This window comes from Gordonia gummivorans (assembly GCF_022513585.1).
Classification (GTDB): domain Bacteria; phylum Actinomycetota; class Actinomycetes; order Mycobacteriales; family Mycobacteriaceae; genus Gordonia.
Genome location: NZ_JAKWBF010000022.1, coordinates 79,249 through 96,590, shown reverse-complemented (window position 1 = coordinate 96,590; position 17,342 = coordinate 79,249). Strand labels below are relative to the sequence as shown.

Sequence of the window (17,342 nt, the reverse complement as noted above, 5' to 3'; positions counted from 1 at the left end):
AGTTTCTTTGCCTGCTCGACGAATTTTTGGTATATGGGAGAAGCGCTTGATCCTGCTCCGCCACCGTCGTTGAGTTGGTACGGCGGGTTGCCGATAATCACGTCGAACTGCATGTCGTCTCCAAACAGCTCGGCAATACGAGCATTGATGTCGTCGGTATGTATGAAGGCGTAGGCATGAGTTTCCAGACCCGTGCCACGGTCAAAGGTCTTCTGGCTGGCCCCGCAAAAGGTGCACCTGCCGTTCACGCCCCGTCTGACCGGGTTGCCGTCTTTATCTGCTGTTTCGACGAACTCTGTCGCACCAGCCCAACTGTGTTGGAGCCCTTCAAACCAGATATTGCCTTCAGCGCTGGTGAATGACGTTGCTACAGAGTACTTCCCGTCGGCAAACTTGGAGCAGTAGACGCTTCTTCGTGAGATCAGGCTGGTCAGTTCTGTTATGGCAATCCCAAACAGCTGCTTGGTGACGATATGATCGACACGTTCTCTTAGGTCCGGGATGTCTTCCTGAAGACCATCAATCAGACGCCTGGCGATCTCTCGAAGGAATACGCCAGACTTGGTGACGGGATCAAGAAACTTCAGGGACCTGTCTGCCCAGATGTTCTCTCCAGCATGGTCTTCCGCCCACGCTTTGGCGACTTGGTCGAGCAGTCGGTTCGCAATCTCCGGTGGAGTAAAGACCTCGTCGTTCGATAGGTTGGCAATGCAAGTCAGAACGTCGGGATTCCGGTTGCCGAGGGAGAAGGCTACCTGCTCAGGCATCGGACTCTTCGTTCGCCGCAATATCTTTCACTGATAGGCGTCCGTAATCTTTCGCGGGTATGAATACTTCGTGCTGACCGAGATCAGCGAAGAGCGTGTCTTCCGCCGCGAATGATGACATCTTCACCAGCGTGTCGTAGCGGAAGTCGCGGCGGCGGTATATGCCTTTGCCAATGTATGCCCATTCTGGGAATGCGATCGGCCGTGCCTCTGCCTCGCGTGTGGTCAACGTCAATGCATCGCCGTGGACGATGTTGGCTTCGACAACGGCCGTTGCGGCTCTGTGCCAGTCATCGTCTGGTGCCGCAGCGAGGTACTCGGCAATTACCTCGACGAGGCTGTTGCGGCATTCGGCGACATTGTCGTCCAGAAATTCGATTCCATATATCGACATGAGCGCGAAAAGTGCCTGGTGTCGCCTTTCAAAGTCGGCGTTGCCGTAGCGCGCATGGACCGTTGCGAGCTTGCGCTTGAGTACGGGAACCAAGAAGTTGCCCGAGCCGCACGCCGGCTCTAGGAATCGGGAATCGATACGCTCCGACTCGCTCTTTACCATATCGAGCATCGCTTCGACCAACCATGGAGGCGTGAAGACCTCACCATGATCGGCGACACGCGCCCTAGATCTCACGTATTCCATTGGGCCGGTGTTCACCACCCGAATCTCCTATTGCTCGCAGGACCGGTTGCGGCTAGAAAGTGTTACCGCGGGTGGTCTAACCATCGACCTGACAATTTCGTACTCCATGTCGCCCAGCAACCCAGATCTATGGGCAGCGGCCACCTGACCCCATGTTCCCTGCTTCGGACTTCCCCGATGCTGAATCGTCGCCTCGGTGAATGTGTAGTCGAGTGCACACAGGCGTTTGACTAGAAGCCTGCGGGCTGTGCCCTCTACGGTGGCGCGCAGGATGATCTCCTCAGGTGTCGTGGCCTCGCCGAGTATCCGGGCCTCGCGGAGCAACCGGCCCACCCTTGGCTGGGTGGTTCGGAGAATTGCGGCGATCTCGCGTTGACTCTTTTTTGACCGCTCAAGGCTGCGTGCGTCTCGCATCTCACCAATTGCAAGCAAGCGTTGGTGAGCCCGGCGGACAAGCGCCTTCTGAGCAATCTCCTCAACGATGCTGGTCACAGCTACTCTTTCGTAGGTTGATTCGCAGCGTATCACCACAGGTCGTCGCGCCTGTGAGGGATGCAGCTCCGGTGGCGCAAGGCGACCTTCGAGGGGTCGGCTTTGATTTTCAGTGGCAAGTCACATGTGGCTCGACCGACCTGAATACCGCGAGAGGTTCAACCTTGGCATCGCCAATGGCCGGAATACGTGGTCCACGTACTGGTGGCCGAATAGGCACTTGGCGCTACCACTTCGGTCGGGCGCAAGTGAAGACCGCGGTGTCCGGTAGCGCCTACGACCGGTTGCGAACAGATACCTCAGGAAGGTGCCCAACGTGCGCACGCCGCGAGGTTTTGGTGCGTGGCGGGCCGTTGGACACTAAGCAATAATGTGATGCTCATCACATTGCTACACCTTGGCTATTCACAGTTCCTCTGGGCCGTGCGAGCGGGCTCCGTCTGGGGACATGCTATCGCTGCTGGTTAAGTACTAGAGTTTACACAGACACCCTGAAAGATGGTAGGCCACAACGGAACTCGGACCGCGTGAGCGCGCCGGGATGCGCCTGTCACGCTCACCGGCGATGTCGGAATCCTGTGCTCTCATGGGTGCATCGGCCAGATCGGTCGAGTCAAATCCAGCAGGAGGCCGTAATGGCGATCAGCAAGTTGGAGTCAGTGCCCGTGGATACGGCGGGCCTGGCGGTGTGGTTTGTGGCTCAGCGCCAGGCGGTGCGCCGGGAGAAGGTCAACGGTCAGTGGACGGAGACGCCGAAGGCGCGCGATGGGGTCGTGGGCGTCGAGGTCGATGTCCTGGTGAAATTCCCAGCAGCAGAAGAAAAGTCGGCTGCCAAGTTCACCGTGTATGGCCCGGTGCCGCGCTTCGCGGACTTCGAGCCGCTGAAGTTCACCGGTCCCGTCATCGCGAACGTGTGGACGGGAAACAACGGCGGTGGCGGTCTGTGGTTTGAGGTTCCGGGGATCACCTCCGCATCCGGAGCCTCGTCTCAGGCGAAGTCGTCGGAGAAGGTGGGTGCATGATGAGCGCTGCTCACATGGTCTGGGTTGCATGGCTTTACACGACAGACCTACCAGCGACAGTGATCGTTCAGGTGGCTATGTGGACGGGATCGGGGTGGTGACCATGACGCACGCAGTTCGATCATCTCGTGACTCCGATGTGCTCCGACGAGTGAATATGGTCGGTGCCCACGGCTGGGATCGGTCTGGGTTCTGGGCGTGGTCGACCGGCGAACGCCTCGTTGTTGCGCTCGTTGTGGGTGGGATCATTCATCAACTCGGAGGTTCGGGCTGGGGTGCGGTGACGGACCCGGAAGACCAACCGTCGGTGATTCTGGCAGGGCTGGGCTGGACTCGAACGGAAGCTGTTCAGCGTTGGGCTGGTGAGCTTTTCGGCGGCGATATCTCGAAAACCGAGTTGTGGTTGGCGACACTGGCCAACGGTATCGGTGAGGTCGCGCGATGACTCATCTGGATGAGCTTGCCACCGCGATGGTGCGCGAGAATCTTCGGGCAGCAGCCGCGATCTTGGAATCCGAGGGATGGGCGAAGTCGACACGAGCAGAGCGTGAATGGGGCGGCGTAACCGTCGCTCACGCGTTGGCCCGCGCGAGTCGTATGGGTAGCGAGGTGTATGTCTCACGAGAGATCCTGCGTCGACGCGGTTTTGGTGAGCCCTGGTGGATGTCACCAGACCGCTTCGAAGACGACGTCATTGAAATGCTGCGCACGGTCGCGCCGAGTGTCGACGACTTTGTAGCTCTCGGTGGACCACGTTGGCGGTCGGCGGTTTTCGTCATGCTGATAGAGCAAGCCATTCCGCGTGACGTAGTGGACGAGATGGACGAGGCCCGTGGGCCGAAGTGGACGCCGGCCTGTGAAACGGCGCGCAGAATTGCCTTGCAGGCGGGCCTTGCGGCCCGTATGGGTGACAGCACGTCGTCGCCGTCCGACTGGTGTGCTTTTCGGGGTGCTGCGTGGGCAAAGGCGTTGACGCCGTATCTCGGTCGTGGCCTGGACCATACCGAGTTCGTCACGCTGATGCACCCGCTTCGTCGTTACGGAGTACATGCGTTCATGGAAACTCTGTATCGGGAGATCGACGCTAAAGCGGCTGGCCCTGCACCAGGGATAGCAACGTGGACTCTGCATATGTGTCAAGTCGAGGCGCGAGAGTTCGGGATCTCGCTACCAGAAGTCGAGGCGGTCAACGTCGCGAACTCTGTCATGGGTGGTGACGATGACTGAACCGTATCGGCTGTCGGGTGGCGTCCGACAACCCGGTGATGTGCCTCAGCAGGTCGCGGCGGCATCGTTCGCGTGGCTCGCGAATCACGATGCGCAGATTGCAGCCTCAGAGCGTCGTATGGCGACGGTAGTGCTCGTGGCTCGACTCTGCGCGGTCGCTGTGACCGGCTTCGCGGCCCTGGTATTGGCTGGTGCCGCTGCAGCCAGTCCGGAAGGATCGGGTGGAGCCGCGATCGGGATATTCGTAATGACTGCGCTCGGTATGGGAATCGTCGTGGTGGGTGGGACCTTCCTGATCACAGCGGTGGTCAAGAGGTCGGCGAAGGTAGGCCGAAATGCATCATCGGCTCGGATGCGCCGACTGGAAATCACCTATCCGGGGTGGTGGTCCTGCGATGCCTACAAGGCGCACTACGACACCCCGTATATGGCGATGCGAGGACCGCGATGACTTCACATGAGCTTGTGCGGGGCCGGTCGGCGCTCGCTCTTCTCGAAAGCGTGTGGCCGAGGTTCTGCGCGTCGTGCGGAGCTGCTCGCATCGTCGACCGGTCAGGTGTACAACTCGCAGCAGCAGCTGCTGCCGCGCTGGCACCTCGTACTCGGATGGGATCAGTTATCCGTCTGGGCGCACATGCCTGTGCCGCCGCTGCAGTGCCGTCGACGGCAACCCCGCCGCTGAAACGCGTGTGGGCGTCGGCCCTTGGCCCAACCGTAGCGATTGACGGCGGTTGGATCGCGGCGGAACACCTGCGCCAGCGAATCGCGGTGCTGGAAGAGGAACTCGGAACACCCGTACGGGTCGACTCGGTCGGTACAGAGCTGCACCTGACGCTCGTCGTCGAGGATCCGCTGACCGCAACAGTCGGGGGAACGATACCGCCCTGTGCGCCAGATGATCTGACATCAATCTTGCTCGGCAAAACGGAGCGCGGCGCCTGGGCTTTTCTACCACTGAAGGACCGCAACGGTATCGTCTATGGCGCCGAGGCGGGCGGCGGAAAAACCTTCACGATCAACGTTCTTCTCGCAGGATGGGCACAACATCCTGCGGTCCAGATCGCGGTCATTGATGGCAAGGGCGGGGCCGATTTCCTATGGCTCGATTCGCGAGCTCAGACTGTGCTCCCGACGGTGGACCGGCAGGCAGCACTGGAAGTGCTCACCCCCTATCGAGACGAATTGAACAGGCGCACATTGGAATTCCGGCGCGGATTCGATAACTGGCGAAAGGCGGGCGCGCTCGGCGCTGGTCCGCCGACGAGTTTCTGGCACGACCCACCAGATAACGATCGGCCACTGCTCGTAGTGGTCGTCGATGAGGCGCAAGTCTTCCTGTCAGGCGCAAAGTCGAAGGAGGATAAGGCGGCGGAGTCGGAGATGACCAACGTTCTTGCTGATCTCTATAACCGGGGTCGGTCGTCGGGCCTGTTCACTGTGGTGGCAACTCAGAAGCCGACGACGGACAGTCTGCCCTCGATCATCCGAGACAAGGCGGCCATGAGGCTCGTCGGCCGACTGAGTACTGCTGAGGCTGTGCGTGCCGCGTTGGGCCGGATGCCGGTGGACGGTGAACCTGACCCGCAGAGGTTGGCGCAGCGTCCCGGCATGGTGATCATGGCGCCGGAAGCCGGGCCACTGGTAACTGCGCGGTCGTGGATGGTGTCCCCAGCGGACCTGGCACGGCTTGGGCTGGCGACGGCACATCTTCGTAGGTCGCTGCCAGAGGTCGAACGATGATTGTCGTGCGCTTCCCTACTCATGCTCATCGTTCGGTGTGCGCGGAGGTGCTTGCCGAATGGGCAGCCGAACGAGGGCGAGACAGAGTCGATCGTGAAGTAGCACAAAGGCTTCGGCAGGTCTTGGCCGATCTTCGTGACCTGACACCCCGCAAGCTCCGAACTCACAGGGTGATGGTGGCCGGGCGGTCGGCTGACATATTGGCGCGCGCAATTCTGCGTGGCGTCAGCGTCAGACGCTACGACGACGATCCCGCGATTACGGCGGACTTCAACAGCCTTCGCGAGATGCTGATCCCTCTCGAACATCAGGTTCGCGAGCTCCCGTCTGCTGTTGCAGAAGATGTTCGCGCGGTGAGCAGGGTCGCTAGGAGGAATCGAGATGAACGTCGCCTGCATCCACATCCTCCCGCGCCCCGATAGATGCCGCCGTGCCGGGAGTGTGGCCTTGTCCAGGGTGGCCGAAGGCCATCGCGTAGCGACGCCGTAGGCGCCCTTGACAATTGGGCCGCAGTCTCGGCAAACCATTCAGACATCGGGGTGCGGGCAATTACGCAGTGGCACAAAGGAATTACGAAGGAGTCAAGAGAATGGATGAGAGTGGTCGCCCGCCTCAGCTGCTGACCGCGCGTCAGGTGTCTGAGCTGACGACGGTGAGTAGCAACACACTGCACGAATGGGCTAAGCAGCGGGAGGCTGGCCTGAATGCGCCTGGCCCCGTCCACGTTCGGCTGGGCCCCGGCTCTCGACGATGGTGGAAGTCCGACGTCGAGGCTTGGCTGGGTGCCAGTCGCATCGTGAACCCCGGTGACCGGGCGTCATGAGTATCAGCAAGTACAAGACGACCAAAGGCGAACCGCGATGGCTCGTCGAGTGGCGACTCCCGACGCGGCAGAAGCGCAAGAAGGCGTTTCGGACTGAACGGGAGGCTCGCGCCTTTGAAGCGGAGGTGATTGCCGCCCGCAGTCGAGGAGTGATCTATGACCCGCGACGCGGCGACGCAATAAGTACCGCGTTCGCGTACGCGTCATGGCTGGAAACACGACAAGACGTCAGTGCCAAGGTGTACCGGGGGTACGAGGACAATTGGCGGCTACATGTTCAGCCGGCCTTTGGGGCGTGGCCGGTGACCCGCATCGACCGTGACTCGATCCAGCGATGGGTCAACGAGATGGATGTGAGCCCCCGTACTCGGAGATGGCTGTCAAGGGACATGTAGAACTGCCCACTGGTGGCCATCAAGACTGCCCGTAGGCGGTCACGTGGGGGTGCCCGGTGGCGGCCATGAAAGTGCCCACGAGACCACCACCGGGTTCGAGTTGGGGTTAGGTCAGGGCGGTGACTCCTTTCCCGGTGAGGGCTTGGGCCAGGCGCACGGAGTCGCCGCTGGTTTGGCAGAGGTGTGCGTGGTGCAGCAACCGGTCCACGGTGGCGGTGGCCAGCGTTTTGGGCATCAGCTCGTCGAATCCTGACGGGTGCAGGTTGGAGGACACGGCGACGGATTTGCGTTCGTAGGCGGCTTCCACGACGCGGTAGAGCCCTTCGGCGGCATCGGTACCCACCGGCAGCAGGCCCACGTCGTCGATGACGATCAGTTCGGCGCGCACGATTTTGGCGATCGCTTTGCCGAGGGTGTCATCGGCCCGGTGGGCACGCACGAGGGTGCCGAGTTGTTCGAGACTGAACCAGGCCACCGGCATACCCGCTTCGATCACTTTCTGCCCGAGGGCTTCAAGGAAGAATGTTTTACCGGTCCCGGCGGGCCCACACACCACGAGGTTCTCCCGCCGACCGACCCATTCGAGAGTTTGCAGGGCGTGTTGGGTGGGGATCGGGATAGAGGAGGCGGTCTCGTCCCACACGTCGAAGGTTTTGCCGGTCGGGAAGCTCGCCGCTTTGCGTCTGGAGGCGAGCATGGAGCGGGCGCGGCCGGCGGCCTCTTCGTCGAGGAGTGCTTTGAGGACGTCGGCGGGGTCCCAGCGTTGGGCGCGTGCGGTCGCCAGCACCTCGGCGGCGATGGCGCGGGCATGGGGCAGGCGGAGTTGTTTCATCAACGCTTCCACCTCGGCGGGCAACGATGCCAGTGTCGTGGTCATCGACCATCCTCCTCGGTGACGTCATCACTGTTGTCGATCATGTTGGTGCCCAGCATGTTCCATCCTTTGGTGCCTTGTGCCAGTGAGGTGGTTTCCGAGGCGTGCGCGCGGGTCAGGTCGAGGCCTTTGCTGGCCAGTACCGAGTCGAGGTCACCGGTGGCGAAGCGGCCATGCACCGCGGCATGCCCGAGTGCCCAGTCCACATCGGTGTGGCCGTGCAGGGCCGCCAACTCGACGGCGTGGGCCATTTTCTGAAACATGCGTTCGGTCCCGACGGCAGCGGCTTCTTTCAACCACAACCCCGCACCCTCACCGATCGCCAGGAACGACCGCTCGGCATCGGTGCGGGCCCGAATCCGGTAGTCGCCCGGCATTTTCGGGTGATACCCGGGGAAATGGGCGTCATCGACGGCCGGGATACCCCGAGTGGTTCGGGCATGGCGGGCCACCTCGCTCGGCCCACCCGCATCCAGGGCGCACACGATGACCTCATCGCTGCCGGAATGGTGCCGCACCCACACCGACTGACCCAATAGCGTTGCCGGAACCGAGTATTGACAGTGGTCGAAGGTGATCATCGGGGTGTTGTCGGGAACCCGGCGGGTCACTCCCAACCCCGTCGTGTGTGGCATGTCGGGGATCGGATGCAACCGCTGTCGTTCCTCGGCGAGCATCTCCACCGGACGCCGCCCGGTTGCCCGGTGCTCCCGATCATTGATCTGGGCCATGAACTGCTCACACGCCGCCTGCACCTGGGTGAACGACTCGTAGGCGTCGAGCAGGTTGGTGTCGGTCGGCACGATATCGGCTTTGGCCAGCTTCACCGCGTTTTCCACCCCGCCCTTGGTGGCGGGGTCGGCGGGCTCGCAGGTGAGCACGCTGACGCCGTAGAAGCGGCCGAAGCTGACCGCATCACGGTTGCGGACCGGAACCCCGGCGACATGCCCGGTGGTGACGGTTTTCTCGTTGTCGGTCAACACATACGTCGGGGCGCCACCGAGAATCCGGAACACCCGGTCCAGGCCGGCGAACACGCTCGGCGCGGTCCGATCACGCAACGGGATCACCACCCGATACCGGCACCACGCCAGCCACGCCACCAACAACACGACCTTGCGGCCATCAACGAGTGGGCCGTCACCGAAGTCGTACTGCAACCACAGCCCGGGTTCGGTGATCCACGGCCGGTGGACTCGTGTGTTCCCCAGTCGCCATTGGGTTTTCACTTCCGCGACCGCACGGCGGGTGGTGCGTTGCGCGCCGGTGAAACCCAACGCGACGAGTTTCTCGTGTGCTTTATCGGCGCGGATTTTGCCGCGTGACTCGGTCACCCATCGTTCGATCTGCGGTAGGAAATCGTCGATCAGCCGGGCCCGGCGCACCGCCGGCGCCAACCCCGCAGCCCGATCCTCGACCGCCTTCTTCACCGTGTGATGGGAGCAGCCGCACAACGCGGCCGCCGCCCGATACGACCCCGTCAGGTCGTAGGCATTGAGTATGTCCATGAGTTCTCCGTCAGACTTCAAGAGGGTCTCTCTCGTGAGGTTCCGATACGACTAGGCATCGACATCGAAACCAACGGGAGAGGCCCCCACAGCGCAGACGCGCCGGATCAACAAGAAGACGTGGGCAAAATCGTGGCCACCAACGGGCACCTACCTGACCGCCAGCGGGCAGTCCTTATTGGCCGTCAGCGGGCACTTTCATGGCCGCACACGGGCAGTTTTTCATGGCCGTCGACAGATGGCGGCACTCACTGCTGAGGATGGTGCTCGAACACGCTCTCACCGAAGGCTGGATCGCCAAGAATCCCGCCGTGCAAACCATCTTCCCCCCGCTGCTGCCAACCGAACACCTCTACCTCACAGTCCAAGAAGTTGAGCAGTTGGCACGGCTCTGTCATCCATATGGCGACATCGTGCGCATCCTCGCCTATACGGGGCTGAGATGGGGTGAACTGACAGGCCTCAACGTCTCTGACATCGATCTCGACAGGCGTCGTATCCACGTTCGTCGCTCTATGACCCAGGTGGGCGGCAAACTGGTGACCGGAGCAACCAAGAGCCTCGCTAGCACACGCACCGTGCCGATCCCCGAGGCTATCGTCGTGACGCTCCGGCGGCGGATGTCAGGGAGAAGCCGAACCGCACCTGCGGTCGCTGCTCCGAAAGGTGGGCGTCTCGGACGAGGGAACTGGGTCCGGTCGGTTGGCTGGAAGAAGGCGAAGGCCGAACTCGGTTACGCTGAGCTACGCATACATGATCTGCGTCATACGTACGCGTCTCTTGCTAGGTCGGCGGGTGCCGATCTTCGACTTCTCCAGCGCGCCATGGGGCACGCCTCGATCACAGTCACTGCTCACACATACGCCGACCTTTATGACGGCGAGCTGAACCAGGTCGCGGACGCGATCGACGTGAAGATTTCGGCCGAGGAACCGCTTGGCCCCGTAGTGGCCCCATCGGGCGACGAAGACAACAGTTCCGACGAGTTGTAGGAGAAGCTAGAAAAGCTTCTGACCTGCGTAAACCTCTTGGTGGCCAGGGCCGGGATCGAACCGGCGACCTTCCGCTTTTCAGGCGGACGCTCGTACCAACTGAGCTACCTGGCCGGACGGTGCCGGTGGAAATACCGAAACCATTGGCGACCCTGACGGGACTCGAACCCGCGACCTCCGCCGTGACAGGGCGGCGCGCTAACCAACTGCGCCACAGGGCCTTGTTCTGTTGTGTTACCCACCAGCCCGCAAGGGGAGGGCAAGCGTACCCCCTACGGGATTCGAACCCGCGCTACCGCCTTGAAAGGGCGGCGTCCTAGGCCGCTAGACGAAGGGGGCCGGTGTTCTCCGTTGGGAGCCGACTCAGCTTAGGACACGGCGTCGTGAATACACAAATCGTTAGGTCACGGCCCAAAACGGTCACTTCGATGAGGTTGCCATCGCGCTCGCTTTCCGAGTGCCATGGCAACCTCATCGTCGTGCAGGGTGAGTCGGAAGTGTCACTCTCGTCGCGCTACACTCGTCAGCGCAACAAGCCCCTTTAGCTCAGTTGGTAGAGCTACGGACTTTTAATCCGCAGGTCCTCGGTTCGAGCCCGAGAGGGGGCACCGACGGTCAGAAGTAGACGACCATAAGCTGGGCCAGGAAGACCTTGACGATCATGCTCACCGGGAACAGCACTGCGTAGCCCACAGCGACCCGTTGATCGGGCACCCGCGCCATCGCGAACGCGTACGGCGCCGGATTCAGTTGGGACCCGGTGAGCCCGCCCAGCGAACGTGCCGTCCCGAATCGCAGTAGGTAGCGCAGCCCGACGAGGCAGATCAGCGCATGCGCGGCGGAGATGCAGAATCCGAGTACGACGAGCTGCAGACCGCTGTCGCCGAGGGCGTCGACGAGACCGGCGCCGGAACCGATACCCACCGCGGCAAGAAAGATCAGCAACGAGAACTGGTTGAGCGTATTGGTGACGTTGCCGGGCAGGGTCCAGACGATCGGCCCGGTCCGGCCGATCGCTCCCAGAACCACCCCGATGATGAGTGGAGCCGTGGCAGTGCCGAGGATCAACGTGCCCCCGCCGGGCATCGGGATCTCGACGAAGGCCAGCACCAGCCCGATGGTCAGACCGAGACCCAGGCCGATCGCGTTGATGTCGCCAGCGCCGCGTTCGGAGTCGCCGAGTTCTTTCGTGATCTCAGCCAGGCGGTCACGCGGTGCGGTGACACGCAGACGGTCGCCACTCTGCAGGATCAGGTCTGGAGTCGCCACAAGATCGATGTCGCCACGACGCACGCGGCTGACAACTGCGTCGAACCGTTCCTCCATCCGTAGCTCGTGCAGTTGGCGACCGACCATGGTCCGGTTCGACAATGTGACACGTCGAAAGTCGATCGAACTGCGGTCGAACCACGGCTCGCGGTCCGCGAGACGGCCGAGATCGTCGACGACACGAGCGATCTCGTCTTCGCGCGCAGTGATGGTGAGCAGATCACCGTCGGCTATGGGTTCGGCGTCGTGCGCTACGACGGTGCGTCCGTCGTGCGTCAGCCTCGACACCACGGCTTCATATCGCGCGGACAAGCCGGCGACGGTGAGGCCCGGATCGCCCACCACCTCGAGGGTCCGCACGAGGATCGGGTACACCTTCTCGCGATCCTCGCGGTTCGGCCTGCTCCGGCCGACACTGATCAGCCAGGCACACGACAGAATCGTCAGGAGAACAGTGATCGGATAGGCCACCGCGTAGCCGATCGCCGGTTCCGCCGGAATGGCTCCACCGTCAGCGAGTTGTTCTTGCACGGCGCCCAGCGCTGCGGTGGCGGTTCCGGCCCCGGAGAACGCGCCGGCGATCGTCCCGATGTCGAAGCCGAGCAGATTGCCGACACCCAGCGCGGTCCCCGCCATCGCAAAGATCGCGACAACCGAGACCAGCACAGGTTTCCATCCGGTCCTGATCGCGTTGACGAATGCGGGACCCGCGGCAATGCCCACCATGTAGCAGAAGACGCACAGCGAGATGCTGGTGATGATCTGCGGAACTTCGATGTCGCCGTCGATCGCCGTCAGCGCAAGCCCGACGAACAGTGCGCCTGCCGGCCCGAACGACACCGGACCAAACGGAATCCGACCCAGCAGACTTCCGACCCCGACCGCGAAAAACAAAGCAAGAAGCGGGCTTTCGACGAACCAGTGCACCGTTGCTCCTGACGTGGAACTGTGTCGATCCAGGTAGGGCAATCCTATGGCGCGGCGACGCGAGACGTCACGTCATTCACCGACTGATCCGCATTTTTCGCCTCACCCGGCGGGCTGACGCTCCCCCACCGTCACCGCGTCGACCGCCTCGACGAACGGCGGGATGAACCATTCCGCGCCGAGGACGCAGCAGGCGTGTCCGCCGTCGACCTCCAAACGTTGCGCACCGCGGATGCCGTCGACGAGCAGTTGCTGACGCTCCGGCTCGACCACCTTGTCGCGGGTGGACACCACCACCGCGGTGGGCACGTCGATCTCACCGAGCCAGTCGCGCGAATCGAAGCGGCCCAGGCCGTCACCGAAGTCACCCATGTGCGAGAGCGGGGTCGAGAAGAACTGCCGCATCGCCCACACCGAGGTGTGCGACGTCGTCTTGTTCAGACTCTTCTCCGACGGCCGCGGCAGGCGGCGGTAGATCGGGGCGAGAAACCGGCCCGTACGCTGTGCGCGTTCACGGTGTTCGGGATCGTGGGTGCTGAAATACGGTCCGGTGGAACACAATACGAGCCCCGACACCCGACTCGGGTGTCGACGCCACACCAGCTGGGCGATTCCGCCGCCCATCGAGAAGCCTGCTGCGGTGAACTTGTCGATGCCCAGTACGTCGGCCAGGGCGACGACGTCGTCGGCGCAGTCCTCGAGATCGAAGCCGGGTGACGTGATCCCGCGACCATGCCAGCGATGGTCGAGGGTGATCACGCGATAGCGCTTGTTCAGCGCAGGAATCGAGGGGTACCAGCACAGCAGCCCGGTGGTGAGCACCGAGTGCAACAGGAACACCGCGGGTGCGTCGCGCGGACCGGAGTCGGTGACAAAGGTCCGGCCACGACCCGGCAACTCGACCATCTCGCCGGGCGGCAGATCACGCGCCGGATACGGCTTGAGTAGGTGATTGAAGGCACGCGCAACGCTCGAGAAAATGGCAGGACTCACCGCATCGACGGTACGCGCAGGGAGCCACGCCCGCGCGGGTCCGCGAGACAAAACCGACCACCCGTCCCGCCTGTGATCTAGCTCATGCGATGCTGGAGTGATGATGGACATCGCTCGTCCGAAGATCGAGGGCTCGATCGCCGTCGGCGAGAACAGACGACGCATCGGATTCGCCGAGTTCGGGTCGGCCTCGGGCCGGCCGGTCGTGTGGCTGCACGGCACACCCGGGGCACGTCGTCAGATCCCGACCGAGGCCCGCGAGTACGCTGCCACGCACGGCATCCGGCTGATCGGCCTGGACCGTCCCGGCGTCGGATCGTCGACTCCGCACCGCTACGTGAACGTCGCCGAGTTCGCCGACGATTTCGCCACCGTCGTCGACGCCCTGGGCATCGAGGAATTCGCGGTCATCGGCCTCTCCGGCGGCGGCCCGTACGCGCTGGCCGTGTCGCATGCGATGCCGGAGCGGGTGGTCGCGGCGGGCATCCTCGGCGGTGTCGCACCCACTGTGGGCCCCGACGCCATCGGCGGCGGCGCGATGCGGATCGGCACGCTGCTGGCACCCGCGGTGCGGGTCGCGGGCGCACCGATCGGACAGGTGCTGAGCGCCATCCTCGGCGTCGCACGCCCGATCGCCGACCCCGCCATCAGCATCTACGGTCGCCTCTCCCCGCAAGCCGACCGAGAGATCCTGGCCCGCCCTGAGTTCCGGGCGATGTTCCTCGACGACCTGCTGCACGGCGGGAGCCGACGCATGGAGGCGCCGTTCGCCGATGTGGTTGTGTTCGCCCGGGATTGGGGGTTCCGCGTCGGCGACGTGAACGTCCCGGTCCGCTGGTGGCACGGCGACCACGACCACATCATCCCGTACTTCCACGGCGAACACATGGTGAACCTGCTGCCCGACGCCAAACTGTTCGAGCTGGCCGGGGAAAGCCACATCAGCACGCTGCACATGGCCACCGACATCCTCGAGGAACTCGGCGCCATCTGGGATCAGCCGCGCGCGATCCGCTGAATCGAAGCGCGGCAGTCAGTTCGGCGACGTCGCCGACAACCCCGCCGCCAGGCCGAGCACCACGGCCATGACCAGCATCTCGACGACGCCCGATCGGATCGACGCGGCCTCGGTCCTCCGATGCCGCTGGGCCGCGGGCACCCAGCGGGTGCGATGCCACCAAGCGATGCCGAGCAGCACGCAGAGGCCGACGCTCTTGGCCAGGAGCACCCGGCCGTAGCCGGTGGTGACGAGTTCGGTCACCCCACCGACTTCGACGAGGCCGGCAACCACGCCGGTCACCGCGACCACGCCGACCGCCCACGGGGCCCGCTGCGAGAACGCGGGAAGTGTTGTGGCCCAGCCCGATCGGCCGCGCACCGACAGCACCATCGCGGCCAGGCTCCCGCACCACCACGCCGCGCCGATCGCGTGGGCGCCCACCACGACGGGACCCCAGGCATGCACCGACGCGTGCCCCGAGATCGCCATGGTGAGGACGCCGATCGCGGCGAGTGCCGCGACCACGGCCACGGGAACCGTCGAGGTGGTCAACAGATCCGCCACCACCCACACCAGCACCAGCACGGCCGCCGCTCCGGCGATGAGTTCGGGCGCACCGCCGATGAGCACGTCACCGAACTGGCCGAGATCGACGTCGGCCGGCTCGACCCCCGACACGTCCGCGGCACGCAGCCACGCCGCGAACAGCACCGCCATCAACCAGACTGCGGCGAGAACACCGATCGTCCGCGTCGACGGTTCGGCTCCGATCGTGGGCAACGCTCCGAGTCCGACGAGCATCACCGCCGCGCCGAGCGCGACCGTCGTCGGAATCGCCACGGCGCCCGGACCGATCGGCTGGGTCAGCACCCAACAGAGCGCGAGCCCGGCCAGCATCACGGGCAGCCCGGCCACGACCATGAGGTCACGTGACCGGGCTGCCGCGAAACCGGAACCAGAGGGCATCGATCAGGCCGACGAGCCCGACGACCGTCGGTTCAGCCAGAACACGACGCCCAACCCGACGACGAGCAGGACGCCGACGCCGATCAGCAGCGCCACCACCGGGAATCCGCCGCCGTCGCCGCCGGAGGAGGTGTCGGCGACCGGTCCCGGAGTGCCGTTTCCGGCGACGGTCATCTCGAAGCTCCGCGAACCCTCGACCGGATGGCCGTCGGCGGAGGTGACCCGGTAGTTCACCGTGTACTTCCCCGCCGGACCGAGTTCGCCGACCACCACGCTGATCTGCGGGCCCCGCACCACCGGATCACCCTTCTGCCAGTAGTGCCCGTCCGGGCCGACCACGTTGAGCACAGCGAATGAGCGTTGCAGACCCTCGTTGAAGGTCAGCGTCACGGCCGCCGGTGCGCGGTCGAGCTTGGCGCCGTCGGCCGGGTCCATCGACTCCAGCTTGGAATGCGCCGACGCCACGGGCGCGGTGAGGGTCCCGACAACGCCGAAGCCCAACACGCCCAGACACAACGCCAGCAGGGTCACCAGCGACGGGATCCGCCGATCACGCATCGTCGGAGCCACCTGACTTCTTGCCCCGACGGCTCAACGCTGCGACGCCGACGACCGCGCCGATCGCACCCAGCAGCAGTCCGACGCCGCCCAGCCAGCGCGCGGCGGTGTCGGAGGTCGACGAATCGGACTGGGCGTCGGCCTGATCGTTCGCGCCGTGCGCCCCGCCGTGATGGTCACCGTTGCTCGGCGCCAGGGTGAGGGTCGGAGCGGGGTGTTCCGGTTCGGAACCGTCCGCGTTCTCCGGCTGCGACCAGTCGACGGTCACGCCGTTCGCGTAGGTCTGCACCGCGGGCAACGCGACGGTTTCCTGCTCGGGGAACGGGCCGCCCTGGATGCGGAATTCCTCGAACTGACCGACCGGGATGCCCTGTCCGGGATCGGCCGTCCAGACCACGGCGGTGACCTCTTCGGTCGCCGGGTCCTTGATGATCTGCGACTTCCAGCCCGGCATCGGCTCGGTGCGCACACCGGCGAGGTTGGGCACCGACACCCGCAGCGAGACCGTCGGGACGTCCTCCTCGTTGGGTACGACCAAATTGACGATGCCGTAGCCGCCCTGGGTGACGGTCGCCGAGTTCGCGGTGACATGCGCCGACGCCGCGCCGGCCCCGGTCAACGACGCCACACCGACGACTGCGGCCGCAGCCACCGGAACCAGGATGCGCCGGAGGTGGGCGCGAGATGTGTTGTTCAGCAAGGTGTTCACTCTCTGTTCGATCACGACTGTGTGGTTCAGGCGACGCGGTAGTTCAGCACGCCCGGCGACGGATGACCGTCTGCCGCGAGGAAGAAGAACCGGACCTGGTAGCGGCCCTTACCGGCGCGCGGGTTGACCGCCTGGGTCACCGTGGTTCCGCGGACCACAGGCGCGCCGGTCTGCCACGCGCGACCGTGTTCGTCGACCACGGAGAGGGTGGCGTTCGAGCGCTGCAACGGCGAGTTGAAGGTGATGGTGATCTGGGCGGGCGCCGACGTCAGCGTCGCCCCGTTGGCCGGGTTCGACGTCTTCACCGACGAATGTGCGGAGGCGTTCGGCGCGTACACCGCACCGAGCAGTGCGGTGGCGGCCGCGATCACGATGGCGACGACGGACCAGCGAACGATGGATTTCATGATGTTTCGGGTTCCTCTCGGGAATGCGCACGC

The 17,342-nt window shown here is 64.0% G+C and carries 18 protein-coding genes and 4 tRNA genes; 9 read left to right on the top strand and 13 right to left on the bottom strand.

All coding sequences use genetic code 11. The features are described from left to right. Positions 1-767 (bottom strand): Eco57I restriction-modification methylase domain-containing protein (locus MKW15_RS16640; protein WP_240860171.1); only part of this gene is annotated, 767 nt, incomplete at its 3' end. After that, positions 760-1,425, bottom strand: coding sequence for a DNA methyltransferase (locus MKW15_RS16635; RefSeq protein ID WP_240860169.1), 666 nt, complete (start codon positions 1,423-1,425; stop codon positions 760-762). The genes MKW15_RS16635 and MKW15_RS16640, both read right to left, overlap by 8 nt. A gap of 1,109 nt (positions 1,426-2,534) precedes the next feature. Between MKW15_RS16635 and MKW15_RS16630 the strand changes: the two genes are divergently transcribed. From MKW15_RS16630 to MKW15_RS16605, 6 genes are all read left to right on the top strand, one after another. Next, complete coding sequence (locus MKW15_RS16630) at positions 2,535-2,921, top strand: hypothetical protein (protein WP_240860168.1); 387 nt, start codon at positions 2,535-2,537, stop codon at positions 2,919-2,921. Between the two features lie 103 nt (positions 2,922-3,024). Next, positions 3,025-3,366, top strand: a complete 342-nt coding sequence (locus MKW15_RS16625; RefSeq protein ID WP_240860167.1) for a hypothetical protein — start codon at positions 3,025-3,027, stop codon at positions 3,364-3,366. Next, the gene (locus MKW15_RS16620; RefSeq protein ID WP_240860166.1) at positions 3,363-4,148 is read left to right on the top strand and encodes a hypothetical protein; all 786 of its coding nucleotides are present in this window, start codon (positions 3,363-3,365) and stop codon (positions 4,146-4,148) included. Before MKW15_RS16625 ends, MKW15_RS16620 begins: the two co-directional genes overlap by 4 nt. Further along, positions 4,141-4,599 (top strand): hypothetical protein, encoded by a 459-nt coding sequence (locus MKW15_RS16615; RefSeq protein WP_240860165.1) that lies wholly within the window; start codon positions 4,141-4,143, stop codon positions 4,597-4,599. The genes MKW15_RS16620 and MKW15_RS16615 overlap by 8 nt, the downstream gene beginning before the upstream one ends. A gap of 155 nt (positions 4,600-4,754) precedes the next feature. Beyond that, a complete protein-coding gene (locus MKW15_RS16610; protein ID WP_240860164.1) occupies positions 4,755-5,888 on the top strand; it encodes an FtsK/SpoIIIE domain-containing protein in 1,134 nt (377 codons plus the stop codon). 819 nt (positions 5,889-6,707) lie between these two features. After that, entirely contained in the window at positions 6,708-7,106 is a 399-nt protein-coding gene (locus MKW15_RS16605) for an N-terminal phage integrase SAM-like domain-containing protein (protein WP_240860162.1), read from the top strand. Positions 7,107-7,212: 106 nt separating this feature from the next. Here MKW15_RS16605 and istB read toward each other — a convergent pair whose 3' ends face one another. Together istB and istA are read right to left on the bottom strand one after the other, a co-directional pair. Continuing rightward, the gene (istB, locus tag MKW15_RS16600; RefSeq protein ID WP_240860161.1) at positions 7,213-7,983 is read right to left on the bottom strand and encodes an IS21-like element helper ATPase IstB; all 771 of its coding nucleotides are present in this window, start codon (positions 7,981-7,983) and stop codon (positions 7,213-7,215) included. Continuing rightward, positions 7,980-9,509, bottom strand: coding sequence for an IS21 family transposase (gene istA, locus MKW15_RS16595; RefSeq protein WP_308221062.1), 1,530 nt, complete (start codon positions 9,507-9,509; stop codon positions 7,980-7,982). The genes istB and istA overlap by 4 nt, the downstream gene beginning before the upstream one ends. 203 nt (positions 9,510-9,712) lie before the next feature. On the opposite strand from istA, the gene MKW15_RS16590 reads away from it, so the two are divergent. Further along, positions 9,713-10,480, top strand: a complete 768-nt coding sequence (locus MKW15_RS16590; RefSeq protein ID WP_240860158.1) for a tyrosine-type recombinase/integrase — start codon at positions 9,713-9,715, stop codon at positions 10,478-10,480. Positions 10,481-10,517: 37 nt separating this feature from the next. Here MKW15_RS16590 and MKW15_RS16585 read toward each other — a convergent pair. The 3 genes from MKW15_RS16585 to MKW15_RS16575 all read right to left on the bottom strand — a co-directional run bounded on the left by MKW15_RS16585 (position 10,518) and on the right by MKW15_RS16575 (position 10,819). After that, positions 10,518-10,594 (bottom strand) — tRNA-Phe (locus MKW15_RS16585). A gap of 30 nt (positions 10,595-10,624) precedes the next feature. After that, positions 10,625-10,701: transfer RNA gene (locus MKW15_RS16580), tRNA-Asp, on the bottom strand. Positions 10,702-10,746: 45 nt separating this feature from the next. Further along, positions 10,747-10,819 (bottom strand) — tRNA-Glu (locus MKW15_RS16575). A gap of 196 nt (positions 10,820-11,015) precedes the next feature. Here MKW15_RS16575 and MKW15_RS16570 point away from each other — a divergent pair. Next, positions 11,016-11,088 (top strand) — tRNA-Lys (locus tag MKW15_RS16570). Between the two features lie 7 nt (positions 11,089-11,095). On the opposite strand, the gene MKW15_RS16565 is transcribed toward MKW15_RS16570, so the two are convergent. Both MKW15_RS16565 and MKW15_RS16560 read right to left on the bottom strand, forming a co-directional pair. Further along, the gene (locus tag MKW15_RS16565; RefSeq protein ID WP_240860157.1) at positions 11,096-12,676 is read right to left on the bottom strand and encodes an aspartate:alanine exchanger family transporter; all 1,581 of its coding nucleotides are present in this window, start codon (positions 12,674-12,676) and stop codon (positions 11,096-11,098) included. A gap of 102 nt (positions 12,677-12,778) precedes the next feature. Further along, entirely contained in the window at positions 12,779-13,582 is an 804-nt protein-coding gene (locus tag MKW15_RS16560; RefSeq protein ID WP_240860182.1) for an alpha/beta fold hydrolase, read from the bottom strand. 187 nt (positions 13,583-13,769) lie between these two features. Here MKW15_RS16560 and MKW15_RS16555 point away from each other — a divergent pair, with 187 nt between their 5' ends. Continuing rightward, positions 13,770-14,687 (top strand): alpha/beta fold hydrolase, encoded by a 918-nt coding sequence (locus MKW15_RS16555; protein WP_240860156.1) that lies wholly within the window; start codon positions 13,770-13,772, stop codon positions 14,685-14,687. Between the two features lie 15 nt (positions 14,688-14,702). Here MKW15_RS16555 and MKW15_RS16550 read toward each other — a convergent pair whose 3' ends face one another. Genes MKW15_RS16550 through MKW15_RS16535 form a run of 4 tightly spaced genes read right to left on the bottom strand, consistent with a single transcriptional unit; the run spans position 14,703 to position 17,309 of the window. After that, a complete protein-coding gene (locus MKW15_RS16550) occupies positions 14,703-15,590 on the bottom strand; it encodes a copper resistance D family protein (RefSeq protein WP_240860180.1) in 888 nt (295 codons plus the stop codon). Positions 15,591-15,638: 48 nt separating this feature from the next. Beyond that, the gene (locus tag MKW15_RS16545; RefSeq protein ID WP_240860155.1) at positions 15,639-16,193 is read right to left on the bottom strand and encodes a copper resistance CopC family protein; all 555 of its coding nucleotides are present in this window, start codon (positions 16,191-16,193) and stop codon (positions 15,639-15,641) included. After that, positions 16,186-16,917: a YcnI family copper-binding membrane protein gene (locus tag MKW15_RS16540; RefSeq protein ID WP_374247441.1), complete on the bottom strand. Its 732-nt coding sequence runs from the start codon at positions 16,915-16,917 to the stop codon at positions 16,186-16,188. The genes MKW15_RS16545 and MKW15_RS16540 overlap by 8 nt, the downstream gene beginning before the upstream one ends. Positions 16,918-16,928: 11 nt before the next feature. Then, positions 16,929-17,309: a copper resistance CopC family protein gene (locus MKW15_RS16535; RefSeq protein WP_240860154.1), complete on the bottom strand. Its 381-nt coding sequence runs from the start codon at positions 17,307-17,309 to the stop codon at positions 16,929-16,931. Positions 17,310-17,342: the final 33 nt, after the last annotated feature.

Bases quoted from the DNA above. Each gene is read 5' to 3' on its own strand.
- MKW15_RS16630 (WP_240860168.1), top strand. From the start codon at position 2,535: ATGGCGATCAGCAAGTTGGAGTCAGTGCCCGTGGATACGGCGGGCCTG.
- MKW15_RS16625 (WP_240860167.1), top strand. From the start codon at position 3,025: ATGACGCACGCAGTTCGATCATCTCGTGACTCCGATGTGCTCCGACGA.
- MKW15_RS16620 (WP_240860166.1), top strand. From the start codon at position 3,363: ATGACTCATCTGGATGAGCTTGCCACCGCGATGGTGCGCGAGAATCTT.
- MKW15_RS16615 (WP_240860165.1), top strand. From the start codon at position 4,141: ATGACTGAACCGTATCGGCTGTCGGGTGGCGTCCGACAACCCGGTGAT.
- MKW15_RS16610 (WP_240860164.1), top strand. From the start codon at position 4,755: ATGGGATCAGTTATCCGTCTGGGCGCACATGCCTGTGCCGCCGCTGCA.
- MKW15_RS16605 (WP_240860162.1), top strand. From the start codon at position 6,708: ATGAGTATCAGCAAGTACAAGACGACCAAAGGCGAACCGCGATGGCTC.
- istB (WP_240860161.1), bottom strand. From the start codon at position 7,983: ATGACCACGACACTGGCATCGTTGCCCGCCGAGGTGGAAGCGTTGATG.
- MKW15_RS16590 (WP_240860158.1), top strand. From the start codon at position 9,713: ATGGCCGTCGACAGATGGCGGCACTCACTGCTGAGGATGGTGCTCGAA.
- MKW15_RS16560 (WP_240860182.1), bottom strand. From the start codon at position 13,582: ATGGTCGAGTTGCCGGGTCGTGGCCGGACCTTTGTCACCGACTCCGGT.
- MKW15_RS16555 (WP_240860156.1), top strand. From the start codon at position 13,770: ATGATGGACATCGCTCGTCCGAAGATCGAGGGCTCGATCGCCGTCGGC.
- MKW15_RS16550 (WP_240860180.1), bottom strand. From the start codon at position 15,590: ATGGTCGTGGCCGGGCTGCCCGTGATGCTGGCCGGGCTCGCGCTCTGT.
- MKW15_RS16545 (WP_240860155.1), bottom strand. From the start codon at position 16,193: ATGCGTGATCGGCGGATCCCGTCGCTGGTGACCCTGCTGGCGTTGTGT.
- MKW15_RS16535 (WP_240860154.1), bottom strand. From the start codon at position 17,309: ATGAAATCCATCGTTCGCTGGTCCGTCGTCGCCATCGTGATCGCGGCC.